At 70.3% G+C, this 23,499-nt stretch carries 23 protein-coding genes; 10 read left to right on the forward strand and 13 right to left on the reverse strand.

The features are described 5' to 3' along the window. Window positions 1-28: 28 nt before the first annotated feature. Together H4W81_RS40865 and H4W81_RS40870 are read left to right on the forward strand one after the other, a co-directional pair. A complete protein-coding gene (locus H4W81_RS40865; RefSeq protein ID WP_225959033.1) occupies window positions 29-949 on the forward strand; it encodes a CDP-alcohol phosphatidyltransferase family protein in 921 nt (306 codons plus the stop codon). Next, on the forward strand, window positions 942-1,985 hold the full coding sequence (locus H4W81_RS40870) for a sulfotransferase family protein (RefSeq protein ID WP_192779686.1): 1,044 nt from the start codon (window positions 942-944) through the stop codon (window positions 1,983-1,985). Before H4W81_RS40865 ends, H4W81_RS40870 begins: the two co-directional genes overlap by 8 nt. On the opposite strand, the gene H4W81_RS40875 is transcribed toward H4W81_RS40870, so the two are convergent. The 8 genes from H4W81_RS40875 to H4W81_RS40910 form a co-directional block, all read right to left on the reverse strand. Next, window positions 1,970-2,992, reverse strand: a complete 1,023-nt coding sequence (locus tag H4W81_RS40875; RefSeq protein ID WP_192779687.1) for a glycosyltransferase — start codon at window positions 2,990-2,992, stop codon at window positions 1,970-1,972. The genes H4W81_RS40870 and H4W81_RS40875 overlap by 16 nt on opposite strands. A gap of 23 nt (window positions 2,993-3,015) precedes the next feature. Then, window positions 3,016-5,691 carry a bifunctional glycosyltransferase/CDP-glycerol:glycerophosphate glycerophosphotransferase gene (locus tag H4W81_RS40880; protein ID WP_192779688.1) on the reverse strand — a complete coding sequence of 892 codons (2,676 nt, stop codon included), beginning with the start codon at window positions 5,689-5,691 and terminating at the stop codon, window positions 3,016-3,018. A gap of 81 nt (window positions 5,692-5,772) precedes the next feature. Continuing rightward, window positions 5,773-6,441, reverse strand: a complete 669-nt coding sequence (locus tag H4W81_RS40885; RefSeq protein ID WP_192779689.1) for an SRPBCC family protein — start codon at window positions 6,439-6,441, stop codon at window positions 5,773-5,775. Between the two features lie 101 nt (window positions 6,442-6,542). Further along, on the reverse strand, window positions 6,543-7,385 hold the full coding sequence (locus tag H4W81_RS40890) for an FAD binding domain-containing protein (protein WP_192779690.1): 843 nt from the start codon (window positions 7,383-7,385) through the stop codon (window positions 6,543-6,545). Beyond that, entirely contained in the window at window positions 7,382-9,772 is a 2,391-nt protein-coding gene (locus tag H4W81_RS40895; protein WP_192779691.1) for a xanthine dehydrogenase family protein molybdopterin-binding subunit, read from the reverse strand. Before H4W81_RS40895 ends, H4W81_RS40890 begins: the two co-directional genes overlap by 4 nt. Then, entirely contained in the window at window positions 9,769-10,251 is a 483-nt protein-coding gene (locus H4W81_RS40900) for a (2Fe-2S)-binding protein (RefSeq protein WP_192779692.1), read from the reverse strand. The genes H4W81_RS40895 and H4W81_RS40900 overlap by 4 nt, the downstream gene beginning before the upstream one ends. 54 nt (window positions 10,252-10,305) lie before the next feature. After that, window positions 10,306-10,518: a hypothetical protein gene (locus H4W81_RS40905; protein WP_192779693.1), complete on the reverse strand. Its 213-nt coding sequence runs from the start codon at window positions 10,516-10,518 to the stop codon at window positions 10,306-10,308. Further along, window positions 10,508-12,058, reverse strand: a complete 1,551-nt coding sequence (locus H4W81_RS40910) for a PspC domain-containing protein (RefSeq protein WP_192779694.1) — start codon at window positions 12,056-12,058, stop codon at window positions 10,508-10,510. The genes H4W81_RS40905 and H4W81_RS40910 overlap by 11 nt, the downstream gene beginning before the upstream one ends. Window positions 12,059-12,170: 112 nt before the next feature. Here H4W81_RS40910 and H4W81_RS40915 point away from each other — a divergent pair, with 112 nt between their 5' ends. The 3 genes from H4W81_RS40915 (at window position 12,171) to H4W81_RS40925 (ending at window position 15,554) form a co-directional block, all read left to right on the forward strand. Beyond that, complete coding sequence (locus H4W81_RS40915) at window positions 12,171-13,373, forward strand: ATP-binding protein (protein WP_192779695.1); 1,203 nt, start codon at window positions 12,171-12,173, stop codon at window positions 13,371-13,373. Next, window positions 13,370-14,002, forward strand: coding sequence for a response regulator (locus H4W81_RS40920; RefSeq protein ID WP_192779696.1), 633 nt, complete (start codon window positions 13,370-13,372; stop codon window positions 14,000-14,002). Before H4W81_RS40915 ends, H4W81_RS40920 begins: the two co-directional genes overlap by 4 nt. A gap of 88 nt (window positions 14,003-14,090) precedes the next feature. Continuing rightward, window positions 14,091-15,554, forward strand: coding sequence for a glutamate-cysteine ligase family protein (locus H4W81_RS40925; RefSeq protein ID WP_192779697.1), 1,464 nt, complete (start codon window positions 14,091-14,093; stop codon window positions 15,552-15,554). Between the two features lie 70 nt (window positions 15,555-15,624). Here the strand turns inward: H4W81_RS40925 and H4W81_RS40930 are convergent, their stop codons facing one another. Beyond that, the gene (locus H4W81_RS40930; protein WP_192779698.1) at window positions 15,625-16,257 is read right to left on the reverse strand and encodes a response regulator transcription factor; all 633 of its coding nucleotides are present in this window, start codon (window positions 16,255-16,257) and stop codon (window positions 15,625-15,627) included. 73 nt (window positions 16,258-16,330) lie between these two features. Between H4W81_RS40930 and H4W81_RS40935 the strand changes: the two genes are divergently transcribed. The 3 genes from H4W81_RS40935 to H4W81_RS40945 are packed head-to-tail and all read left to right on the forward strand — an operon-like array spanning window position 16,331 to window position 17,970. Further along, window positions 16,331-16,981, forward strand: coding sequence for a neutral zinc metallopeptidase (locus H4W81_RS40935; protein ID WP_192779699.1), 651 nt, complete (start codon window positions 16,331-16,333; stop codon window positions 16,979-16,981). A 35-nt stretch (window positions 16,982-17,016) separates the two neighbouring features. Beyond that, window positions 17,017-17,280 carry a WhiB family transcriptional regulator gene (locus H4W81_RS40940; protein WP_264083226.1) on the forward strand — a complete coding sequence of 88 codons (264 nt, stop codon included), beginning with the start codon at window positions 17,017-17,019 and terminating at the stop codon, window positions 17,278-17,280. A 9-nt stretch (window positions 17,281-17,289) separates the two neighbouring features. Beyond that, the gene (locus H4W81_RS40945) at window positions 17,290-17,970 is read left to right on the forward strand and encodes a CPBP family intramembrane glutamic endopeptidase (protein ID WP_192779700.1); all 681 of its coding nucleotides are present in this window, start codon (window positions 17,290-17,292) and stop codon (window positions 17,968-17,970) included. Here H4W81_RS40945 and H4W81_RS40950 read toward each other — a convergent pair. Then, on the reverse strand, window positions 17,912-18,658 hold the full coding sequence (locus H4W81_RS40950; protein WP_192779701.1) for an ABC transporter permease: 747 nt from the start codon (window positions 18,656-18,658) through the stop codon (window positions 17,912-17,914). The genes H4W81_RS40945 and H4W81_RS40950 overlap by 59 nt on opposite strands. Before the next feature lie 26 nt (window positions 18,659-18,684). Further along, on the reverse strand, window positions 18,685-19,386 hold the full coding sequence (locus tag H4W81_RS40955) for a PIG-L deacetylase family protein (RefSeq protein WP_192779702.1): 702 nt from the start codon (window positions 19,384-19,386) through the stop codon (window positions 18,685-18,687). Between the two features lie 97 nt (window positions 19,387-19,483). Here H4W81_RS40955 and pcrA point away from each other — a divergent pair, with 97 nt between their 5' ends. After that, window positions 19,484-21,736 (forward strand): DNA helicase PcrA, encoded by a 2,253-nt coding sequence (gene pcrA / locus H4W81_RS40960; protein WP_455566441.1) that lies wholly within the window; start codon window positions 19,484-19,486, stop codon window positions 21,734-21,736. 76 nt (window positions 21,737-21,812) lie between these two features. Then, window positions 21,813-22,708, forward strand: a protein-coding gene (locus H4W81_RS40965; protein ID WP_420538764.1) for an IS5 family transposase whose coding sequence is annotated in 2 segments (ribosomal slippage) — window positions 21,813-22,188 and window positions 22,188-22,708 — 897 coding nt in all. Because the reading frame shifts where the segments join, the coding sequence is not laid out codon by codon here. Here H4W81_RS40965 and H4W81_RS40970 read toward each other — a convergent pair. Beyond that, window positions 22,677-22,970 carry a hypothetical protein gene (locus H4W81_RS40970; RefSeq protein ID WP_192779703.1) on the reverse strand — a complete coding sequence of 98 codons (294 nt, stop codon included), beginning with the start codon at window positions 22,968-22,970 and terminating at the stop codon, window positions 22,677-22,679. The two genes, H4W81_RS40965 and H4W81_RS40970, sit on opposite strands and share 32 nt — an antisense overlap. A 10-nt stretch (window positions 22,971-22,980) precedes the next feature. Next, window positions 22,981-23,496, reverse strand: a complete 516-nt coding sequence (locus H4W81_RS40975; RefSeq protein ID WP_192779704.1) for a pyridoxamine 5'-phosphate oxidase family protein — start codon at window positions 23,494-23,496, stop codon at window positions 22,981-22,983. Window positions 23,497-23,499 lie beyond the last annotated feature (3 nt).

The following is a 23,499-nucleotide window of genomic DNA, read 5'->3' on the forward strand; positions in this document are numbered from 1 at the left end:
ACAACGTTGTGTCGTCATGCTGGTACCCATGAGGACCTACTCGCTCGATGACGTCTACGCGACATGCAAGCGGAGAGACTCCTGGTGGACCGTGTACTTCGTCGACCCGGTCGCCTGCCGGGCCGCTTTGCTCGTCGGGAACCGAACGAACATCACGCCGAACGCGATCACGGTCTTCTCGCTGGTTCTCGGCATGGCGTCCGCAGGGTGCCTGGCGGCCGGTCAGCTCGCCGCGGGGGCGGTGCTGTTCTACCTGAGCTTCATGGTCGACTGTGTCGACGGCAAGATCGCCCGCCTCAAGGGCACGGGGACGCCGTTCGGCCTGTGGCTCGACTTCATGGGTGACCGGATCAGGGAGTTGTGCTGTGCCACCGGGCTGGCCTACGGACAGTACGCGGCGACGGGGAACGTCGACTTCATCGTGCTCGGCGTCGCCGTGGTCGTACTCGACCTTTTCAGGTACGTCAACGCGCCGCAGATGAAGCGGGTCAGGGATGCGATCAGGGAAGCCAACGCCGCCAGGACGCCGCCCCCGCCGGGACCACATGAGCCACTGCCGCACCAGTCGTTCTCGCACTCGCCGGTGCCGCACCAGCTGGGGGCGCTGACCGTGCGGTCGCACCCTGTGGCGGCACAACCTTCGCGGCCGCCGCGGTCCCGCAAGTCGCGGCGTCGGCTGCTGCGCAGGTTCAACAAGGCCCTCGCCAGGCGGAGGGTCAGAACGCACCTGATCAGCGGCATCGAGTTCCACGCGGCGGTCTTCGTCATCGCGCCGCTGCTGGGGCAGGCGGCACTCATCCCTGTCACGTCGGTCATAAGCGTCCTGTTCGTGGCCAACGAGATCTTCCTTATCTATCGGATGTGGCTCTTCACCCGCAGCTACAGCGCGGTCCCCAAGCCGGAGAAGAGCCGAGAGCACGCGCCAATCGGGGGTTCACCAAATGTCTGACAGGCCGGTATTCGTCGTTGGCTGTCCACGTTCGGGCACCACGCTGCTGCAGCTGATGCTTCACTCGCACTCGAGGATCGCGGTGCCGCCAGAGACCAGGTTCGTCGGGTCCGCATACAACAAGCGTCGCACCTTCGGCGACATGCGGCTGGCCAGCAGGCGTCTCGCGCTGGCCGAGTGGATGACTGGCGAGCGAACGAAGTTCCGTGAGCTGGGCGTTGACAAGGACGAGTTCATCAGGCAGGCGGTCGACGGGCCCGGCTCGCTCGGCTCGGTGATCGGCACCGCGTTCAAGATGTACGCCGACCGCTTCGGCAAGGCCAGGTGGGGCGACAAGCGCCCAAGTTACGTCAAGCAGGTGGACATACTGGTCAGGCTGTTCCCTGACGCGCAGTTCGTGCACCTGATCAGGGACGGCCGCGACTGCGTCTCCTCGCTGAAGGAGATGCCGTGGTTCACGCACGACTCCTTCCACGCGATGTCCATCTGGGCGGAGGCGATCGACGCCGGCCGGAGGCTGCGCAAGATCATGCCGGAGGACAGCTACTACGAGCTGCGCTACGAGGACCTGACCGATGACCCCGCGACGGAGCTGAAGAAGCTCTGTTACTTCCTCGAAGAGGACTTCGAGCCCGCGATGTGCTCACCGCATGAGGTGGCCAGCGTCGCCGTGCCCGTCCACAAGGTGTGGCACAGCAACACGCACGGCGAGGTCACCAAGGCACGGGTGGGCAGTTGGGCCAACCGGCTGGACGCCTGGGAGATCAGGCTGGCCGAGCAGGTGCTCGGTGAGAGGCTTGAGGACCTCGGCTACGAGCTCTCTGGCGCGCCGAAGCCGGCCAAGGAGCACCTGCTGACCTTCCAGAAGACCGTACAGAAGCGGCGCAGGGCGCGGCTGCGCAAGCACATGCGCGACCGTTTCATCAGGCTGCGCGAGCCCGGCCCGGTGGCGGCGCTGCTGACCTCTGGTCAGCGCGCGGTGGCCGGACTCCCGCAGCAGCGCATCGAGTCGGAGCTGCCTCAGCGCGTCATGTGAGCGAAGAGCTGTTCCCAGCGGTCGAGGACGTGTTCGAGCCCGAACGCCTCGGTCCTGGCCCGAGCGGCGGCGCCCAGGCGCCGCCGCTCGTCGGCCGACCGCATCAGCTCGCCGAGCCTGTCGGCGAAGGCGGCCACGTCACCGGGCGGGGCCAGCAGCCCGCCGGTGGCGCGCACCCCGCCCGATACGTCGAAGGCGACGGAGGGCAGCCCGTGCGCGGCCGCCTCCAGCATCACCAGCGGCAGTCCCTCGTGCTCGCTCGACAGCGCGAGGATCGACGCGGACCGGTACTCCCGCGTCATCGCGGCGGCGGGCAGCCGCCCCCTGAACACCACCCGGTCCCCGACGCCCTCCCGCGCGGCGTGCGAGCGCAGCCGCTCCTCCTCCGGGCCGTCGCCGATCAGGTGGAGCTCCCACGGTGCGGCCGAGGCCATGGCGAAGGCGCTGATCAGCCGGTCGAACCGCTTGACCCCCGCCAGTCTCCCCACGCCCAGTACCCGGGGAGCCTCCAGGGAGGAGACGGCGTCGGGCCAGAGCGTCAGCGGGTTCGGCAGGCTCCAGGTGTTGGGCAGCAGCGCGTGCTCCGAGAACAGCCACGCGTCGTCCTCGCTGAGGAAGACCGCCTGGTCGAGCGCGCCGTAGTGTCTCCTGATGGCGCCCAGGTGCGAGCACATGCGGGCGTGCTCGTAGGAGCCGTGATACTGCCCGATCAGCCGCATCCTGCCGGGCAGCCGCCCGGACAGACGCGTCACCACCCCGGGTGAGGTGAGGACGGCGAAGCCGGGCCCGATCCGCCCGAGCACCCTGTCCAGCCGGCGCTTCTCGAAGCGGGAGCGCCGCGCGGACCTGTTGATCACATGCCGCCGGTACAGCGGCCGCGAGACGTAGCGGAACGGGTCGGCCGCCCTGTGCAGGCCCACCACGTGCACGTCGTAGCCGCGGCCCGCCAGTCCCTGGGCGAGGGTGTGGGTGACCCGCTGGATCCCGCCGAGGGTGTCGGCGTCCATACACGCGAAGACCAGCGACCCCCTCACGGCACTCCCCGCAGGACGGGTCGCTCGGGGACGCCGGCGGCCAGCGGCGCGCCGAAGAAGTCCGCCACGACCTTCGCGGAGGCGTCGCCGCGCTCGTCCGCGCACCACAACGCGCGGAAGGCGGCGTACTTGCCGGCGAAGGAGGCGTGGACGGCAGGCAGGTTCCGCAGGCACTCGATCAGCTCGGCGTCGGTGGTGACGCAGGGGCCGGGCGCGATCGAGGGCAGGTCGGTGTTGACGCCGCGCTCGGTCAGCCGGTACTCGTCCCAGTCGTCGATGAAGAACAGCATCGGCTTGCCGGTCACCGCGTAGTCGCACATGACGGAGGAGTAGTCCGTCAGCAGCGCGTCGGAGAGCAGCATCAGGTCGTTGATCTCGGAGTACGACCCCACCGGCCGCACGAAGTGCCGAACGTGCTGGGGCACCCTGAAGCGTTCGACCGGATGGGTGCGCAGCAGCAGCACCCACTCGTCGGCCAGCGCCTCGGCCAGCGCCTCCAGGTCCACCCGCACCGAGATGCCCGAGCTCTTGGCGCCGTCGCGGTAGGTGGGGGCGTAGAGGAGGATCCGCCGGTCCGGCGGGATCTCCAGGCGCTCGCGCAGGCCGGACGGGGGGCTGCCGTGCACGAGCGCGTCGCAGCGCGGCGAGCCGTACCGCAGGACCGGGCCCGTGTAGCCGAGGGCGGGCACGAAGTAGCGGGAGAACTCGGCGCTGGGCGAGATCAGCGCGTCCCACCTGGCGACCGCCCTGCGCCACTGCTCGCGCGGGCCGGGGAAATCGGCGCGTAGGTCGGGGGCGTCGAAGCCGATCGACTTGATGCCCTGGCCGTGCCAGGTCTGCAGGTAGCGGGTGCCGCGTGGCTTGGGGTAGTCGAGGGGGAAGCCGTGGCTGTCGACCCAGATGCCGGCGCGGGCCATGGTCCAGACGTAGCGCCAGCTGCCCCGCCGTACCAGCGTGGCGTCCCTGGGGAAGGCGGCGCGTCCCCGCGCGACCGACCAGACCGCGCTCACCGGCAGCCCGCGTCGCCGTATCTCCTCGTAGACGGCGCGCGGACTGCCGGTGTATCCCTTACCGCAGTCGGCCTCGAACAGCGCGAGATCCTTGCGCGGCGGCACTACCCTGATCAACGCCTTGTACACGTTCAGCTTGATCCGCGGTGTGCTCAGCCGCCTGAACGCGGCGCGCTTGACCCTGGCCAGGACCGCCTTCGCGGTGGGCCTGGGGCTCAGCCGCAGCACCCCCGCCGTGCCCTCGGCGGTGACCCGCACGTGGCCCAGCTCGATCGCTTCCATGGTGGGGTCGGCCAGCAACTGGTCGGTGGTGGTCAGCCCGTCGGGCCTGGTGAACGCGATGCGCGGATGGCAGCGGCCGCGCAGCCGCGCCAGGTCGACGGTGACCTCGCTCTCGTAGCCGCCGTCGGGCGAGGGTCGTACCTCCATCGGCACGCTGAGACCGCCGCACCTGAGGGCGGCGGTCCACTCGCTCAGCACGCCGAAAGGGTCGTAGGTGCGCACCGCCAGCCGCAGGCGCGTGCCCGCGCCGGTGATCGCGACCACCTCGTGCCGCAACCTGGAGGCGGTGTAGGGCAGCTCCGCCATGCGCAACCTGGTGATGTCCGTGCCGGGGGCGGCCGTGCTGCCCCAGTAGGTGCGCCCCTCGCACATGATCGCCTCGCGCGGGGGCGCCATGGGCCCGTTCAGCGACCTGGCCGCCACCCGGAGGTCCTCGATCCGGTCCGAGCGGATCAGGTGGCAGCACACCTTGACCATCGGGTCGATCCGCTCCATCACCTCCTCGGGAATCCGCTCCAGGTACGGCCGGACGACCGAGGCGAACTCCTTGGCCCAGAGCAGGTCGCGCGAGGGCATCGGGTTGAGGTAGACCCGCAGGTCCTGGCGCAGGAAGCGGCGCTGCCTGTGGGGGACGAGGTCGGCCAGCCCGTGCGCGCGCAGGATGTCGTCGCTCCGCTTCGCCGCCTCCACCCGGTGGCGGACGTTGACCATCTCCTTGATGCTCAGCGAGATCGAGCCGGCCGCGGGCTCCCTGTGCCAGTGGTAGACCACCCACGGCACCACCGCGAACCGCCGGGCCACGGCGTACATGCCGGCGGCGAAGACGTGGTCCTCGTAGAGGATGTCCTCGGGGAAGCGCAGCGCGTTGCGGCGCAGGAAGCGCACGTCGAACAGCTTGTTGGTGCAGAAGCAGTCGAGGAAGAGCTCGGGCTCCTCGCGGATCCCCTCGACCACCCTGCGCTTCCTGAACAGCTGCGGGTAGTAACGCTGCTGCCGCCCGCTCGGTTCGAACACCCTGGAGATCTGCCCCGAGACGAAGTCGGCCCCCGTCCGCTCGATCTCGGTCAGCAGGCTCTTGCACGCATGCCTGGGCAGGGTGTCGTCACTGTCCAGGAACAGGATGTACGGCGACAGCGCCGCGTCGAGCCCGTCGTTGCGCGGCGCGCCGCACCCACCGGAGTTCACCTCCCGCCGCACGTAGCGCACGCGGGGATCGGCGCGTATGAGCTCCCCGGCGACCCTCGGGGTGTCGTCGGTGCTCGCGTCGTCGCAGATGATCACTTCGAGGTCGCGCAGCGTCTGGCCGAGCACGGAACGGACGGCCCTGGGCAGGCGGTCTGCGTCGTTGTAGACGATCACGACAACGGTGCACTCCGGCATGCCTGTTCTCCCCCGAGATCTCGACACTCGAAGGCAGACATTCCCTCAGGAGTGATGATGTGTCCCGACTTGAGTGGCTTTTTACCGGATGATTCGCCTGATCAGCCACACAAGGAACAGAAGACCAGCAATCGCGCCGGCGATCGGGGCCACCCGTTTGAGCAGCGGTGTGCCGGCGATCTCCAGGAGGTCGAGCGCCTCCTCGTCGGGCGTCCGCGAGGTGCGCAGGGTGCCGCTCGGCCTGACGTCCTCCTCCTCGTCGAGTTCGGGCACCGCGGCGAGATGGCGCTCCTCGGACTGGCTCTCGCCCAGCAGCCCCGCCAGATTCTCGGCGAACCTGTCGATGAGCTTGCCGCCCACCTCGGCCATGACGCCCCTGCCGAACTGCGCGGGCCTGCCCGTGACGTTGAACGCCGTCTCCACGCTCACGGCGGTCGCGTCGTCGGCGGGGAGCAGGCGCGCCGTGACCGTCGCGCTGGCCGTGCCCGAGCCGCGGGCCTCCTTGCCCGAGGCGTTGAGGGTGAGGGTGTAGGCGTCCTTGTCGACGTCCTCGAACCGGGCCGTGCCCTTGTAGGTGACGGTGATCGGGCCGACCTTCACCTTCATCCGGCCGGTGAACTCCTCCCCTTCGACGATGTCGAGCGTCGCCCCCGGCAGGCACGGGGCCACCCGCTCGACGTCGAGCAGCGCCGCCCACGCCTGCTCGATCGGGACAGGGACGGTGAACTCGTGCTCGAACCGCATCGCCATTGATCCGCTCCTTCCACCTGTCTGTGGTCTCAGCGTCGTCCTTGGGACACCCGCTGGCTACCCCGTGTTGTGGGCGTCCCCGAAGGGACGCCCACACGACGTCAGGGCCGGCCGGCCGCGGCGGTCACCGCCCTGTGGGTCAGCACCTGGGCCAGGTGCCTGCGGTAGTCGGGCTGGGCGTGCAGATCGGCGGTGGGCGAGGTGCCCTCTGCCGCCTCGGCGCATGCCTGCCGCGCCGCCTCGCCGAGTTCGGCCCCCTGCAGCGCGGCCTCGGTCGCGTGCGCCCGCAGGGGAGTCGGGCCCATGTTGGTGAGCCCGATCCTGGCCTCCTGGATCGTGCCGTTGTCGCGGCGGACCGCCGCCGCCACACCGACGATCGCCCAGGACTGCGCGGTGCGATGGAACTTCTCGTAGTGGAAGCCCCAGCCGGGTCCGAGCTTGGGCACCCGCACTCCCACCAGGATCTCCCCCGGCTCCAGTGCCGTCTCCAGGTAGTCGACGAAGAAGTCGGCCGCGGGGATCTGCCTGGTGGAGGTGACCATCACGCAGTCCAGCGCGAGTGCCACGGCGGGCAGGTCCCCCGCGGGGTCGGCGTGCGACAGCGAGCCGCCGAAGGTGCCGCGGTGCCGTACGGCGGGGTCGGCGACGGTGGCGGCGGCCAGGGCCACGAGCGGGCAGCCGGAGGTGACCATCGGCGAGCGCAGGACCTCGTCGAGGGTGGCCGTCGCGCCGATGAAGACGTGGTCGCCCTCGTCGCGGATGCCGGTCAGCTCGCCGAGGCGGCTGACGTCGACCAGCAGCGAGGGGTAGGCCAGGCGCAGGCGCAGCAGCGGCAGCAGGGACTGGCCGCCGGCCAGCACCTTCGCCTCCTCGTCGGCGGCCAGCGCCTCGCCGGCCTCCTGCAGCGAGCCTGGCCTGAGGTAGTCGAACTGGGCCGGGATCATCGGATGGCCCTCCAGATCCGTTCGGGCGTGCAGGGCATCTGGATGTCGTGGACGCCGTGCGGGCGCAGGGCGTCCACGATGGCGTTGACGACGGCCGGGGTGGAGGCGATGGTGCCCGCCTCCCCGACGCCCTTGACGCCGAGCGGGTTCGAGGTCGCGGGCGTCTCCGTCCTGTCGGTGACGAAGTCGGGCAGATCGGCGGCCGAGGGAAGCAGGTAGTCGGCCATCGTCGTCGTGAGCAGGTTGCCCTCGGCGTCGTGGACGGCCTCCTCGTACAGGGCCTGCGCGATGCCCTGGGCGAGTCCGCCGTGCACCTGGCCCTCGACGATCAGCGGGTTGACGACGTGGCCGACGTCGTCCACCGCGACATACTTGCGGATCCTCGCCATGCCCGTCTCGGTGTCGACCTCGATCGCGCACAGGTGGGTGCCGTGCGGGAAGGAGAAGTTCTCCGGATCGAACGTGGCGTCGGCGTCGAGCCTCGGCTCCACCCCTTCGGGCAGGTCGTGCGCGGCGAAGGCGGCCAGCGCCAGCTCCTGGATCGTCTTGCTCGACCCGGTCCCCTTGACCCTGAACGTGCCCTCGACGAACTCGAGATCGTCCGGCGAGCACTCCAGCATGTGCGCGGCCAGCTTCCTCGCCTTCTCCTTCACCTTCTCGCACGCCTGCAGGACGGCCATGCCGCCGACGACCAGCGAGCGCGAGCCGTAGGTGTCCATGCCCTTGTGCGAGATCGCGGTGTCGCCGTGGACGACCGCGATGTCGTCGAACGGCACGCCCAGCGCGTCGGCCACGATCTGGCTCCACGCGGTCTCGTGGCCCTGCCCGTGCGGCGACGTGCCGGTGACGACCTCGACCTTGCCCGTGGGCAGCATGCGCACCGAGCCGTGCTCCCAGCCGCCCGCGCCGTAGCTGAGCGAGCCGAGCACCCTGCTGGGCGCGAGGCCGCACATCTCGGTGTAGGTGCTGACGCCGATGCCGAGCTGGACGGGTTCGCCCCTGTCGCGCCGGTCGGACTGCTCGGCGCGCAGCTTGTCGTAGCCGAACAGTGACAGCGCCTTCTCCGTGGCCGCCTCGTAGTTGCCCGAGTCGTAGGTGAGCCCCGCGACCGTGGTGTACGGGAACTCCTCGTGCCTGATCCAGTTGCGCCTGCGCACCTCGATCGGGTCGAGGTTCAGCTCGGCCGCGAGCTCGTCCATGACGCGCTCGATGGCGTAGGTCGCCTCGGGACGGCCGGCGCCCCGGTAGGCGTCGGTCGGCATCTTGGTGGTGAAGACGCCCGTGCAGTCGAAGCTGTAGGCGTCCATCTTGTAGATGCCGTTGAACATGAAGGCCCCGAGCAGCGGCACGCCCGGCGTGACCAGCATGAGGTAGGCGCCCATGTCGGCGAGCAGTTCGACCTTCAGGCCCCTGATGCGCCCGTCGGCCTCGGCCGCCAGCGCGATGTGCTGGATCTGGTCGCGGCCGTGGTGCACGGTCAGGTTGCCCTCCGAGCGCGACTCGGTCCACTTGACCGGCTTGCCGAGCCTTCTGGTGAGCAGCAGGCAGAGCACCTCCTCGGCGGTGACCTGCAGCTTCGAGCCGAACCCGCCGCCCACATCGGGGGCGATCACACGCAGCCGGTGCTCGGGGATGCCGGTGGTCAGCGCCAGCATCACGCGCAGCACGTGCGGGATCTGCGTCGAGGACCACAGCGTGAAGCTCTCGCCGTCGGTCGTGGCGGTGACCGCCCTCGGCTCCATCGCGGTCGGGATCAGGCGCTGCTGAACGTAGGTGCGGTCGATGAGCACCGGCGCGTCCCTGAAGGCTGCCTCGATGTCCCCCTGGGCGAAGTTCCAGGTGAAGGCCCGGTTGCCGCTCTCGTGCACCTTCGGGCTGGCCTCGGTGAGCGCCTCGGTCATGTCCAGGACGGGAGGCAGCGGCTCGTAGTCGACGTCGATCGCGTCCAGCGCGTCGGCCGCCAGGTAGCGGTCGGTGGCGACCACGCAGGCGACCGCCTCACCGGGGTAGCGCACCTCGCTCACGGCCATCGGCGGGTGGTCGGGGATGACGATGTCGTCGCTCACCGGCCACGCGCACGGCAGGCTGCCCTGCTCGTCGGCGACGTCCTGGCCGCTGAAGACGGCCACCACGCCCGGCATGTCGCGCGCGGCCGAGACGTCGACGCCTGCGATGCGCGCGTGCGCCATCGGGCTGCGCTTGAAGGCGACGTGTAGCAGCCCGGGGAGCTGGATGTTGTCGGTCCAGGTGGTGCGCCCGGTCAGCAGCCTGGAGTCCTCCTTGCGCCGGCGGGCCTTGCCGACCTCGCGCTTGCCCTCGGGCTCGGACACCTGCCCGCTCTCGGCGATCTGCTGGGCCACCAGGCCCGCGTCGAGTTCTTCGGTCATGGCGTCGTCACCGCCTGCCCCATGCTCTGCGCCCCCCGCCGTACCGCTCTGACGATGTTGCAGTAGCCCGTGCATCTGCAGAGGTTGCCCTCCAGGCCCTTCCTGATGGCCTCCTCGGACGGGTCAGGATCCTCCCTGAGCAGGTCGATCGCGGCCATGACCATGCCGGGCGTGCAGTAGCCGCACTGGAGCGCGTGCTCCTCGTGGAAGGCGCGCTGCATGGGGTGCATGTCCCCGTTGGCCGACAGGCCCTCGACCGTGACGACGTCGCTGCCGTCGGCCTGTACGGCCAGCACGGAGCAGCTCTTCACGCTCTTCCCATCGAGCATGACCGTGCAGGCGCCGCAGTTGCTGGTGTCGCATCCTACGGGGGTGCCGGTCTTGCCCAGCCGATCTCGGAGAAGGTGGACGAGAAGGAGCCTGGGCTCCACGTCCTCCTCGTAGCGGATTCCGTCGACGGTGACGGCGATTCGTGGCATACGTCCTCCCTCGATAGCGGGGATAATTGGAACGTACGCCTACGAAACGGCCGGTCACAAGCGCCTGATGGACCTCGCGACGACGGCGGTCACGCCCGCGAGTCCCAGCCCGCCGACGACCAGCGCCGACAGCAGCAGCGCGTCACGGATCACGCCGGTCACCAGCAGGATGCCGAGCACGACGAACAGGATGCCGCTGAGCAGGGCCATCCAGTCGGTCCTGTGCAGCAGCCGCTGCTGCTGCTGGGTGTTCACCTCACGCGCCAACGCGCACCCCCAGGTCGCCGACGCCGCCCTTGAGGTTCAGCACGATCGTGGGGACCGCGCCCTCGGGCCGGACCTCCGGCTCGAGCACCTTGTTCACCACGAGGTCGGTGCCGCCCTCCACCGACTGGCCGATGGAGATGTCGCCCACCCTCGAGGTCGCGTGCACCTCGACCCGCGCCGTCGGCGGCACGATGACCACGAGCTCGCCGACCGAGAGCCTGGCCTTGAAGGAGACTTTTCCTCCTGGCGGGAGCTCCAGCTCTGTCAGATCGAGCGTGCCGTCGCCGATGCCCACCTCGTAGGTACGGTCGGCCTCGGCCACGCTCGTCGGGGTCCACGTGTAGGTGCCGATCTGTTTCGGCAGGTGGCCGAACATCAGGCCCGCCGCGATGACCAGGGCCAGGACGGTGCCCAGCGCGACGAGCCCGGCCCCCCTGCCGAACCAGGTGGCCACCAGCAGCCCTGCGCCGACGGTGATGAGCATGGCACCACCCACGGCGGTGAGGCTGGGGGTGGCGGATCCAGAGGTGGCTTGGGCCGCCACGACGATCCCTCCAACGATCATTGCGAGCAGGACGGTGACGGCGCCGGTGAACGACCTGCGTCGCCTGGGGCGCGGAGTGGGGACCTGCTCGCCGTAGTGGCTCAGGTCGTAGGGCGAGTACCCGGCCCGCCGGCGGGGGTCGAGCGGCCGGTAGGGGCCGTGCGGCGCGAACGGCGCGCCGGAGGAGTAGGCGGGCGGCGCGGGCTGGGGCCGGAACGGCGGCGCCTGGTTCACCATCGTGGGCGCCTCGTTCTCCTTCGTGGGCGCCTCGGCGGCCTCGGGCATCTTCGACACCTCGGGAGCCTCGGGAGGCGCGGGAGTTCTGAAGGCGGCCGTCTCGGCGGCGGGCTGCTCCGCGCCCGCGGCGGCGGGGCCCGGCACCCGGGGCTCCAGGTGGGGCTCTGGGTGGGGCCCGGGGTAAGGCTCGTGGTGGACGGCGGGCGGCTCGTGCCGTACGGGAGCCGCCTCCCTGCGGACGGCGGGCGGCTGGGGCCGGACCGGCATCGGGTCGGGGACTACCGCCTCCGGCGCGATGGGCTCGGTTCTCCTGTTGAGCCGCTCCGGCAGCGAGCGGGCGAGCGCCGGCAGGTCGACCCCGCGGGCGTGCGCGGTCAGCAGCGTGATCGCCATCAGCGTGGCGACCACCAGCGTGGGCGTGCCGAGCCACACCGTGACCACATTGATGATGAGGCCGAAGCCCGCGACGCCGGTCAGCAGCGCGAACACGGTCTCGGCGTCGAAGTCGCGCCTGGTCCACGTCTCGACGTGGCCCGGGCGGCCGTTGGTCTCCTTCATGAGCAGGTAGGCCGCGATGTAGAGGAACAGGCCGATGCCGGAGCCGAGCACGAGCATGGCGAATCCGATGCGGTAGACCACCGGATCGATCCGCGTATAGCGGCCGAGCCCCGCGCACACACCAGTGACCATCCGGCCCTCGGCGCTGCGCTTGAGCACCCGAGGTGGGGCTGCCTGGTCGGTGGGCGGTGCTTCGGTCATGGCACCATCGTGGCGTGGACGGCCAGGATGCGCATCCGGGACTCCCCTGAGGCGACCCTGGGGCCGCTCCCTGATGTCCGGCACGCCCGCGACGTGTGACTATGGCCATGTTATGGCTGACCAACAGACTCTGCGCGAGACAGACGACGCGCCCTTTCCCCGGCTGACCCGTTCCATGGAGGGACGGCTGGTCGGCGGCGTCGCCCAGGGGCTCGCCGCCCAGCTCAAGCTGGATCCGATCGTGATCCGGCTGAGCTTCGTCCTGCTCAGCGTCGTGGACGGCGTGGGCATCGTCGCCTACGCCGTGCTGTGGATGATCACGCCGCGCAGGCAGGCGGAGGGGGCGCCGCCCACTCGCGACTGGAGCCAGCTGGCCGCCTTCACCGCGATCGGCGTGGCGCTGTTCGCCTTCGGCTGGCTCACCGGCGCCTCCCAGGGCGGCATCGGCATGCTGCCGTTCGCCGTCGGCGGGATCGGCGCGCTCATCCTCTGGCAACAGGCCGACCCCGAACGGCGCAAGGGCTGGGTCAGCGACGCCACCAAGGGCATGCGCCAGAACCGCGTGCGCACGCTGCTCGGCGTGGTGCTCGTGGTGGTCGGCGCGATCGGCTTCCTCGTCGCGGAGGGTCAGCTGCGCGAGGCCAGGACGGGGCTGCTGTTCACCGCGGTGGTGGTCGGCGGCATCGCGGTCATCGCGGCGCCCTGGCTCGCGGGCCTGTGGAAGGAGCTGCAACTCGAACGGCGCGAGCGCATCAGGCAGGAGGAGCGGGCCGAGGTCGCCGCGATGGTGCACGACTCCGTGCTGCACACGCTCACGCTCATCCAGCGGGTGGCGCACGATCCCCGCGAGGTCACCAGGCTGGCCCGCTCCCAGGAGCGGGAGCTGCGCAACTGGCTGTACCAGCCCGCGCAGGACGCCGACGCCACGCTCGCCGCGGCCGTACGGCGGATCGCGGCGGAGGAGGAGGACGCGCACGGCGTGCCCATCGAGGTCGTCTGCGTGGGCGACACCGAGCTCGACTCGGGCGGCAGGCTCGGGGCGATGCTCAACGCGTCGCGGCAGGCGATGGTCAACGCGGCGAAATACTCCGAGAGCCCGGTCATCTCCGTCTATGCGGAGGTCGAGGGTGAAGAAGTCACCATTTTCGTGAAGGATCGGGGCAAGGGCTTCGATCTGGATGAGGTACCCCTGGACCGGATGGGGATCAGGGAGTCCATCATCGGAAGGATGGAACGCCACGGCGGCAGCGCCAGGGTGCGTACCGAGCCCGGTGAGGGCACGGAAGTGATGTTGACGATGAAGGTGGAGAAATGATTCGCGTGCTGATCGTCGATGACCATCGGCTGTTCCGATCGGGCGTGCGCGCCGAGCTGGGCGACTCGATCCAGGTCGTAGGCGAGGCCGAGGACGTCGAGTCGGCGGTGAAGGCGATCGCCACGCTCGAACCGGACGTCGTGCTGCTCGACGTCCACATGCCGGGGGGCGGCGGCCAGGAGGTGCTGCGCCGCGTGCTCGGCGCGGGCTCGCAGGTGCGCTTCCTCGCGCTGTCGGTCTCCGACGCCGCCGAGGACGTGATCGGCGTGATCAGGGGCGGCGCCCGCGGTTACGTCACCAAGAACATCAGCGGCCGCGAGCTGACCGACGCGATCCGCAGGGTGGCCGACGGCGACGCGGTCTTCTCCCCGCGGCTGGCGGGGTTCGTGCTCGACGCGTTCGCCTCGACCGAGGCGCCCTCCATCGACCCCGAGCTCGACTCGCTGACGCAGCGCGAGCGCGAGGTGCTGCGCCTGATCGCGCGCGGCTACGCCTACAAGGAGATCGCCAAGGAGCTGTTCATCTCGGTCAAGACCGTGGAGACGCACGTGTCCTCGGTGCTGCGCAAGCTCCAGCTGTCCAACAGGCACGAGCTGTCCCGCTGGGCCACCGCCCGCCGCCTGGTGTGACCGGCCCGGCCGGAATGTGGAGGATTTTGGGGAGGTCGTGGACGGTCTGTCCTTGAAGGTCTCCTAGTCGCGTGCGACATTCCCAGGTATGGGCAGAGACGTACCAGTCGTCGCCTTCAGCCGGGACGACCGCCGGAACTATCGGGACAAGGTCCGGCGCAATCTGGACGTCTTCGCGCAGATGCTGCGGGAGTCCCGCTTCGAATTCGATCGGCCGCTGGCCGGGCTGGAGATCGAGCTCAACCTGGTCGACGCGAGGGGCGACCCCGCCATGCGCAACGCCGAGGTGCTGGCCGCCATCGCCCAGCCCGACTGGGCGACCGAGCTCGGCCAGTTCAACCTCGAGATCAACATCGCGCCGCAGGGCCTGGACGGCGACGGCGCGCTGCGCCTCGAGGAGTCGGTGCGCGCGCGGCTCAACCACGCCGAGGAGCGCGCCCGCTCCGAGGGCGGCCACCTGGTCCTGATCGGCATCCTGCCGACGCTCAGGCAGGAGGACACCCACGAGGGCACGCTGTCGGCCAACCCCCGCTACAAGCTGCTCAACGAGCAGATCTTCGCCGCCAGGGGGGAGGACCTGCACCTGTGCATCGAGGGCGTCGAACGGCTCGACACCTACGCCGACAGCATCACCCCCGAGGCCGCCTGCACCAGCGTCCAGCTGCACCTCCAGGTCAGCCCCGAGGCGTTCGCCGCCCACTGGAACGCCGCGCAGGCCATCGCCGGCCCCCAGGTCGCCATCGCGGCCAACTCGCCGTACCTGTTCGGCAGGGAGCTGCACAGGGAGACCAGGATCGCGCTGTTCGAGCAGGCCACCGACACCCGCCCGACAGAGCTCAAGTCACAGGGGGTACGGCCGCGCGTGTGGTTCGGCGAGCGCTGGATCACCAGCGTCTTCGACCTGTTCGAGGAGAACGTCCGCTACTTCCCCGCGCTGCTCCCTCTGTGCTCGGACGAGGACCCCGCCGCCGAGCTGGCGGCCGGGCGGATCCCCTCGCTGGACGAGCTGACCCTGCACAACGGCACCGTCTACCGGTGGAACCGGCCGGTGTACGCGGTCGTCGACGGCACCCCGCACCTGCGCGTGGAGAACCGCGTCCTGCCCGCGGGGCCCTCGGTGCTGGACATCGCGGCCAACGCGGCCTTCTACTACGGGCTCATGCGGGTGCTTCCGCACGCCGAGCGGCCGGTCTGGAGCCAGATGTCCTTCAGCACGGCCGAGGAGAACCTGTCGAGCGCGGCGCGGCACGGGATCGAGGCGCGGCTGTACTGGCCTGGACTCGGCGAGGTGCCCGCGGCCGAGCTGGTCCTGCGCAGGCTGCTGCCGATGGCGGCCGAGGGACTGGCGCTGTGGAGGGTCGACGGAGCCGTCGCCGACCGGCTCCTCGGGGTGATCCAGGGTCGCTGCCTGACGGGCAGGACGGGCGCCACGTGGCAGGTGGAGGCCACCGAGGCCATCGGAGGGGAGCGTCGGGAGGCGCTGCGCAGGATGACGCTGGCCTACATCGAACGCATGCACACCAACGAACCCGTCCACACCTGGGACCTCTGACCCCTCTGGGGGTATGCGTCTCCAGGGGACCGCCCACCGGTGGGCCAGGGCGTAGGGGCAGAGGGGGGAGTCAGCCGAGGCCGGCCTCCCGGGCGCGGATGATGGCCTGGGCGCGGTCGGCCACGTGCAGCTTCATGAAGATGTTCGACACGTGGTTCCTGATGGTCTTGGAGCTGAGGAACAGGATCGAGGCGATCTCGTTGTTGTTGCGGCCCTGGGCGATCAGCTCCAGGACCTCCCGCTCCCGCTCGGTGAGCTCGGGGAAGGCCGTGCGCGCGGGCTCGGCCATTCCCGCGAAGAAACCGAGCACCCGCCTGGCGATCCCCGGGCCGTAGATCGCCTCACCCGCGGCGACGGCCTGCACGGCCCGGGAGATCTCCTCCACGCCCGCCTCCTTCAGCAGGTAGCCCCTGGCGCCCGCCCTGATCGCGGCGAACACCGAGTCGTCGTCGTGGAACATCGTCAGCACCAGCACCCCGATCCTGGGACTCACCCTGGTGATCGTGCGCGTGGCGTCCACGCCGTTGCCGCCGGGCATGTGCAGGTCCATGACCACGACGTCCGGCTGGAGCTCGGCCGCCAGCCGTACGGCCTCGGCGCCGTCCTTCGCCTCACCGGCGACCTCGATGTCGAGCGCGGACAGCAAACCGCGCAGCCCTGACCGGAAGACCGGGTGGTCGTCGACGATGAGAACTCGGATCATGTGCCGATCGTCCCACCATCGCGGGGCCCCGTCCCGGGGCGCGTGTCCCGACTCTCCCGGGCAGGATGGAGGGATGACCCTCCGCCGATTCCTCGCCGCGTCGCTGGTCGTCCTGCTCACCGCGTGCGGCGGGCCCGCCACCTCCACCCGTGGGCTCGAGGGCGACACCTTCGAAGAGGACGTGCAGCTGGCGAGGGTCCACACCGAGGCGTTCTGGAAGGCGCAGTTCGAGGCGCTCGGCCGTACGTACGAGCCGGTCACGGAGTTCGTCGCCTACAGGGGCGACGACGGGCCCTCGTGCGGAGGCGAGCCCGCCGTGCCCAACAACGCCTTCTACTGCTCCGACGGGCACTTCATCGCCTACGACGTGGACTGGATGGCGGCCTTCTGGAACGAGATGGGCGACGGCTCCACCTATCTGATCATCCCGCACGAGATCGGGCATGCCGTCCAGGCGCAGCTCGGCACGGAGTTCGCGCTCAACGTGCAGCGGGAGCTCCAGGCGGACTGCTTCGCGGGAGGCGCGCTGGCTGGGCTGGTGCGCGCGGGCGTGCTGCAGGCCGAGGAGGGCGACGACACCGAGCTCCTGCTCAACCTGGAGGCCGCGGGCGACCCGAGCGACGACTGGTTCAGGCCCGACGCGCACGGCACGGCGGCCCAGCGGCAGCAGGCGTTCGCGACCGGATACAACGAGGGTGTAGGAGCATGTACGCCGCAAGGGTGATGCGGGCCACCGGCGCGGCGGTCTAGCTTGGGCGCATGCCAATGGGGAACGTCAGAGAGATCAGCTGGCTGCGGCGGGGAGCCTGCAGGACCAGCGACCCCGACCTCTTCTTTCCTCCCGCGCCCTCCCCCGCCCAGGAGGCGCGGGCCAAGGCGGTCTGCTCGGGCTGCCAGGTGCTCGACGACTGCAGGGCCTACGCGGTGCGGTCGGGGGAGTCGGAGGGGATCTGGGGCGGGCTCACCCCCGACGAACGCAGGCGGCTGCGCTTTCCCGCCGGATGGCGGCAGCGCAGCGCATAGCCTCAAGGGGTGCTGCTTCGCTCCCTCGCCGTGCTCGTCGCGGCCAATGTCGTCAACAACCGCCTAGCCCCCAGGCTCGCGCCGCTCACCTCGGCCGCGGCCACCGGCGCGCTCGTCGCGATGGCCCGCCGGTCGGGGCTGTCGTGGGAGGAGATGGGCTTCACCCGCGGGCGGAAGGGCGCGAAGGCGGGCGCCGCCCTGGCCGCGACCGTGGCCGCCGGCTACAGCGCGGGTGTCGCCATCCCGCAGACCCGGCGGTTCTTCCACGACGAGCGCGCGCTGTCGCTGTCCAGGGCGGAGGTGCTGGAGGCGGCGCTGCTGCAGGTGCCCGTGGGCACGGTCCTGCTCGAGGAGGTCGGCTTCAGGGGCGCCCTGTACGGCATGCTCCGCCGCGCCCACGGCACGGCGGCGGCCACGGCGATCTCGTCGGCGCTGTTCGGGCTCTGGCACATCCTCCCCGCGATGGAGATGGCCCGCGCCAACCCCGCGCTCGGCGAGCTGACCGCGGGCAGCACGGACGTCACCAAGGTCGTGGTGGGCGGCGTGCTCTCCACCACGGCGGCGGGCGTGCTGTTCTGCGAGCTGCGCCGGCACGGCGGGCTGCTGGCCCCTTCACTGCTGCATCTGGCGACTAACTCGCTGGGGTACCTGTTCGCCCGAATCGCCCCCGCGCCACCAGCTCGACCGTGACGAGCACCGCGATCGCCTCGGCCGCGAGCAGTCCCACGAGCACGACGAGCTGAACCACGCCCGCCTGGAGCGGCGACGCGCCGCCCAGCAGCATGCCCACGAACGCGCCTGGCAGCGTGACCAGGCCGACGGTCCTGGTCTGGTCGAGCGCGGGGACCAGCGCCTGGGCGGCGGCGGGGCGGCAGATCTCCAGGTTGGCGTCCCTGTCGAGGAGGCCGAGGGCGAGCGCGGCCTCGACCTCGCCCCTGCGCTGGCGCAGCTCGTCGACGGCGCGCCGGCCCGCCAGGGCGGTGGCCGTCAGGCAGCCGCCGAGCAGGATCCCCGCGATCGGGATGAGGGTGACGCCCCGCATGGGGGCCACGCCGCTGCCGAACAGCGCCAGCAGCACCGGCAGCGTGCCCGCGGCGATGGGCAGGGCGGCGGGCCACGGGCGGTCCTTGGTGATCCTGCGGCCCGCGGTGACGGTGGCGACGCCGTACATGACGAGCAGGAAGGCGGCGACGCCCGGCGGCGCGCCGAGGACCCAGGCGATCACCAGCGAGACGGCGCCCAGCTGGACGGTGGCTCGCAGGCTCGCGGTCAGGACGGCGCGGGCGTGCCCCAGCTCACCCAGCCACGCCACGGCCGCCCCCGCGACGGCGAGCAGGACGACGACGACGGCGAGCGCGGGGGTGAGCGTGAGTCCCATGCGGAAGTTCTACAGGGAGACCCGTCTCAGGCGGTGGGGACGACCTGGAACGCCTCGGCGTAGCGGCCCTCGCCGTAGCCCGCCTTCAGCGCGATGCCCGACCAGCGCTCGCGGACGAAGTCCTCGAATCCCTCGCGGTGGCCGACCTGGCTCACGTGGGCGGCCAGCGCGGTGATCTTGCGGTCGATCTGGTCAGTGATGTCCACGAAGTGGTTGGGGTCCGTGCCGCCGATCAGCCAGACCTCGCTGACCGTCCACGCCTCCAGGTCGGCCAGCTCGGCGTAGGCGTAGGGGTTGCGCGCGTCGGGGTAGACGGCGTCGAGCGTGGCGGCGCCGACCGCGCGGTGGTCGGGGTGGCTGGGGCCGATGAACTGGTAGTTGCGCTCAGGAGTGCTGGTGATCACCACGTCGGGACGCACCTGACGGATCACCCTGGCGATGTCGCGCCGCAGCTCGATGGTGGGCTCCACCCTGCCGTCGCGGTAGCCGGACAGGAACCGCACGTCGGTGACGCCGACCGCCTTGGCGGCCGCGGCCTGCTCGGCCCTGCGCAGCTCGGCCATGCCCTCTCCGTCGACCTCACGTTCGTTGCCTCCCGCGTCGCCTGAGGTGACGAGCAGGTAGGTCACCTCGACGCCCTTGTCGACGAACTGCGCGATCGTGCCGGCGGCGCCGAAGTCGACGTCGTCGGGGTGCGCGGTCACCACCAGAACTCGGGCGATCTCCATGGTCTCTCCTTTACGAAGGGGGCTCGTTCTCGGAACCAGACAAGGCTGCGGGGCATTCCTGGACGCGTTTGTCGGTGGCGCGCTTTAACCTAGGTCCGTGCCCACCCAAGTCTCTGTTGACCACCCCTTGCTCGACGGCCTCAACCCGCAGCAGCGCGAGGCCGTGATCCATCACGGCAGCCCGCTGCTCATCGTCGCGGGGGCGGGTTCAGGCAAGACTCGGGTGCTCACCCACCGCATCGCCTATCTCCTGGCCGAGCGCGAGGTCCATCCCGGCGAGATCCTCGCGATCACCTTCACCAACAAGGCCGCCAAGGAGATGAAGGAGCGCGTCGACCGGCTGATCGGCCCCCGCTCCAAGGCCATGTGGGTGATGACCTTCCACAGCGCCTGCATGCGCATCCTGCGCAAGGAGGCCAAGCGGCTCGGCTATCCCTCCAGCTTCTCCATCTACGACCAGGCCGACTCCCAGCGGCTCATGGCGATGGTCTGCCGCGAGATGGACCTCGACCCCAAGCGCTACCCGCCGCGCTCGTTCTCCGCCCAGGTCAGCAACTTCAAGAACGAGCTGATCGACTACGAGAGCGCCATCGACAGGGCGGGCTCGCACCTCGAGAAGACGCTCGCGCAGGCCTACAAGGCCTACCAGCTCAAGCTGACCGAGTCCGGCGCAATGGACTTCGACGACATCATCATGAACACGGTGGTGCTGTTCCAGCTCTTTCCCGAGGTGGCCGAGCACTACCGCATGCGCTTCAGGCACGTGATGGTCGACGAGTACCAGGACACCAACCACGCCCAGTACATCCTGATCAGGGAGCTGGTCGGGCGGCCACAGCTGACCACCGTCGACGGCGAGCCCGTGCGGTCCGGGGCCGACCAGTCCGAACTGTGCGTCGTCGGTGACGCCGACCAGTCGATCTACGCCTTCCGCGGCGCGACGATCCGCAACATCCTCGAGTTCGAGCGCGACTACCCCGACGCGCGCACGATCCTGCTCGAGCAGAACTACCGCTCCACCCAGAACATCCTGGCCGCCGCCAACTCGGTCATCTCGCGCAACGAGTCGCGCAAGCCGAAGAACCTCTGGTCCGACCAGGGCGACGGGCCGAAGATCGTTGGCTACGTCGCCGACAACGAGCACGACGAGGCGATGTTCGTCGCCCAGGAGGTCGACAAGCTCACCGACGAGGAGGGCGTGCGCCCCGGCGACGTGGCGGTCTTCTACCGCACCAACGCCGCCTCCCGCGTGTTCGAGGAGATCTTCATCCGCACCGGCCTGCCGTACAAGGTAGTCGGGGGCGTGCGCTTCTACGAGCGCAAGGAGGTCAAGGACCTGCTGGCCTACCTGCGGGTGCTGGCCAACCCCAACGACGTGGTCTCCCTGCGGCGCATCCTCAACGTGCCCAAGCGCGGCATCGGCGACCGCGCCGAGGCGCTGGTCGAGGCGCTTTCCTCGCGTGAGCGCATCTCCTTCTGGGAGGCGCTGCGCAGGGCGGAGGAGGCGTACGGCATGGCGACCAGGTCGCTCAACGCCATCCGCGAGTTCGTCGCGATGATCGACGACCTGATCGGCAAGGCCGAGGGCGTGCCGCCGTCGGCGCTGGCCGAGGAGATCCTGGTGTCGACCGGCTACCGCGCCGAGCTGGAGGCCTCCGAAGACCCGCAGGACGAGTCGCGCCTCGAGAACCTCAACGAGCTCATCTCGGTCGCCTCCGAGTTCGAGGAGGCCAACCCCGAGGGCACGCTGGTGGAGTTCCTCGAGCAGGTCTCGCTGGTGGCCGACGCCGACCAGATCCCCGAGGGCGACGGCGGCCAGGGCGTGGTGACGCTGATGACCCTCCACACCGCCAAGGGCCTCGAGTTCCCCGTCGTCTTCCTCACCGCGATGGAGGACGGCGTCTTCCCGCACATCCGCTCGCTGGGCGAGCCGAAGGAGCTGGAGGAGGAGCGCCGTCTGGCCTACGTCGGCATCACCCGCGCCGAGAAGCGCCTCTACCTCACCAGGGCCGCGGTGCGCAGCTCGTGGGGCTCGCCGTCGTTCAACCCCGCCTCGCGCTTCGTCAACGAGGTGCCGGCCAAGCTCATCGAGTGGCGCACCGACCCCGAGAAGTCGGCGTGGAGCGCGGCCACGACGCGCAAGGAGGCCCCCGCGCCCGCCGCGCGCCGTCCGGGCGGCAAGCAGCTGCCCTCGCTCACGCCGGGTGACCGGGTCACGCACGACGCCTTCGGGCTGGGCACGGTCGTGTCGGTGGACGGCGTGGCGGAGAAGACCAAGGTGAAGATCGACTTCGGCAGCGGCGGCGAAAAGACCCTGCTCCTCGCCTACGCTCCGCTGGAGAAGCTCTAGGAAACGGGTCCGCCTAGGGCGTGTCCCGTGGATCTTTGATGGTGGTTTGGTGTAGATCAGTCCAGTGGAAGATCGCCTGAAGCGTCATGATCTGACCGATGCCGAGTGGGAACGGCTGGCGCCGCTGCTGCCGGTCAACCCGCGGCAGGGCGGCCGATGGGCCGATCACCGAACGGTCATCAACGGGGTCTTCTTCCGGGTCCGGACCAACATCACCTGGCGTGACCTGCCGCCCTGGTACGGGAACTGGAAGACCGTCTACAACCGGCATCGCCGCTGGTCGATGGATGGCACCTGGGAGAAGATCCTGGACGGGCTGCGCGCTGGATGCGATGAGGCCGAGGGGGAGGACTGGACGGTGAGTGTGGATTCCACTGTGGCGCGCGCTCATCAGCATGCCGCCGGAGCTCGTCGTGAGCCGCCCGCCGACATCCCGTCAAAGGGGACGGCGTAGATCACAAACCGGGCACGGGCCGGGAGGCGCTGGGCCGCTCACGGGGCGGGTGGAGCACGAAGATTCACCTGGTCGCCGACCGGCGCTGCCGGCCGATCGCCCGGATCATCAGCCCCGGTCAGCACGGCGATAGCCCGTACTTCCGGCGCATCCTGGAGCGGGTGCGCATCCGGCGTCGCGGTCTGGGCCGTCCTCGCCGGCGTCCGATACGTGTGCTGGCCGACAAGGCCTACTCCTCGCGCGCCAATCGCTCCTACCTGCGCCGACGCGGCATCCAGGCGGTCATCCCGATCAAGAAGGATCAGCAGGCCAACCGACTCAACCGGGGGCGTAAGGGCGGGCGACCGCCCGGCTTCGACGCCGAGCGGTACAAGGAGCGCAATACCGCCGAGCGGTGCGTCAACAAGCTCAAGGGCCACCGCGCGGTGGCCCTTCGCACCGACAAGCGCGAACGCATCTACGAGGGCACCATCGACGTCGCCTCGATCAGGATCTGGCTCCGTGACCCTGTCCTATGATCCACGGGACACGCTCTAGTCCCAGTTGATCGTCTTGCTGACCTGGCTCGCGGGCGGTGGCGTCACCGTGACGGCGCCGCCCCAGCCGGAGTAGCTCGCGCTGCAGCACCTTCGCGCCGGTCTTCGAGAGCAGGGCGGTCTGCTCCTTGACCGCGAAGCCGCGGCCGGCGGTGACCTTGCCCTTCAGCGCGCTGACCGGATCGGGGGGCGTCGCATGGGCGGGGGCGGCCACCAGGACGACGGCCATGATCATGCTTTTCACCCGCAGCATCCTACGGACGGCGATCTTCCTGCGGCGGAGCCACCCAGATCCTGGAAGGGCGGCCGGTCGCCAGGTCCCTGCCACGCAACACCTGGATCCGCCACGGGTCCATGCGCAAGAGGTGGTAGCCGGGGTCTTCCGGCCCCCGCCGCCAGTAGGACTGGGGGTCGTAGCCGACGCCCGGCGGGCTGCCCTGCCGGTAGAGCTCCCACACCGCCTTCTTCACCGCCTCGTCGGTCTCCCACCTGGCCACGGTGTCGACGGCCACGGTGTTCTGCGCGGGGCTCCAGTAGGAGAAGGTGGCGTGCGGATTGCCGGCCAGATGCGCCCGCTTCACCGGGGTGTCGAAGGTGGCCAGCCAGCCCACGGGGCTGTCGCCGGTCATCTCCCAGATCGGCAGCAGCACCCGCGAGCGCGGCCTGCCCTTGGCGTCGACGGTGGTCATGGTGGCGTACACCACGTCGCCGACGATGTCCTCGAAGTCCTGTCTGATCGCCGAGAACGCGGCGACCCTGTGCGCGGCCACGGC

Source organism: Nonomuraea africana, from assembly GCF_014873535.1.
Taxonomy (GTDB): Bacteria; Actinomycetota; Actinomycetes; order Streptosporangiales; family Streptosporangiaceae; genus Nonomuraea; species Nonomuraea africana.

What these genes read in the sequence shown, in the direction of transcription:
- H4W81_RS40865 (WP_225959033.1), top strand. Translation starts at nt 29, where the DNA reads ATGAGGACCTACTCGCTCGATGACGTCTACGCGACATGCAAGCGGAGA.
- H4W81_RS40870 (WP_192779686.1), top strand. Translation starts at nt 942, where the DNA reads ATGTCTGACAGGCCGGTATTCGTCGTTGGCTGTCCACGTTCGGGCACC.
- H4W81_RS40875 (WP_192779687.1), bottom strand. Translation starts at nt 2,992, where the DNA reads ATGGACGCCGACACCCTCGGCGGGATCCAGCGGGTCACCCACACCCTC.
- H4W81_RS40880 (WP_192779688.1), bottom strand. Translation starts at nt 5,691, where the DNA reads ATGCCGGAGTGCACCGTTGTCGTGATCGTCTACAACGACGCAGACCGC.
- H4W81_RS40885 (WP_192779689.1), bottom strand. Translation starts at nt 6,441, where the DNA reads ATGGCGATGCGGTTCGAGCACGAGTTCACCGTCCCTGTCCCGATCGAG.
- H4W81_RS40890 (WP_192779690.1), bottom strand. Translation starts at nt 7,385, where the DNA reads ATGATCCCGGCCCAGTTCGACTACCTCAGGCCAGGCTCGCTGCAGGAG.
- H4W81_RS40895 (WP_192779691.1), bottom strand. Translation starts at nt 9,772, where the DNA reads ATGACCGAAGAACTCGACGCGGGCCTGGTGGCCCAGCAGATCGCCGAG.
- H4W81_RS40900 (WP_192779692.1), bottom strand. Translation starts at nt 10,251, where the DNA reads ATGCCACGAATCGCCGTCACCGTCGACGGAATCCGCTACGAGGAGGAC.
- H4W81_RS40910 (WP_192779694.1), bottom strand. Translation starts at nt 12,058, where the DNA reads ATGACCGAAGCACCGCCCACCGACCAGGCAGCCCCACCTCGGGTGCTC.
- H4W81_RS40915 (WP_192779695.1), top strand. Translation starts at nt 12,171, where the DNA reads ATGGCTGACCAACAGACTCTGCGCGAGACAGACGACGCGCCCTTTCCC.
- H4W81_RS40920 (WP_192779696.1), top strand. Translation starts at nt 13,370, where the DNA reads ATGATTCGCGTGCTGATCGTCGATGACCATCGGCTGTTCCGATCGGGC.
- H4W81_RS40925 (WP_192779697.1), top strand. Translation starts at nt 14,091, where the DNA reads ATGGGCAGAGACGTACCAGTCGTCGCCTTCAGCCGGGACGACCGCCGG.
- H4W81_RS40930 (WP_192779698.1), bottom strand. Translation starts at nt 16,257, where the DNA reads ATGATCCGAGTTCTCATCGTCGACGACCACCCGGTCTTCCGGTCAGGG.
- H4W81_RS40935 (WP_192779699.1), top strand. Translation starts at nt 16,331, where the DNA reads ATGACCCTCCGCCGATTCCTCGCCGCGTCGCTGGTCGTCCTGCTCACC.
- H4W81_RS40940 (WP_264083226.1), top strand. Translation starts at nt 17,017, where the DNA reads ATGCCAATGGGGAACGTCAGAGAGATCAGCTGGCTGCGGCGGGGAGCC.
- H4W81_RS40950 (WP_192779701.1), bottom strand. Translation starts at nt 18,658, where the DNA reads ATGGGACTCACGCTCACCCCCGCGCTCGCCGTCGTCGTCGTCCTGCTC.
- H4W81_RS40955 (WP_192779702.1), bottom strand. Translation starts at nt 19,386, where the DNA reads ATGGAGATCGCCCGAGTTCTGGTGGTGACCGCGCACCCCGACGACGTC.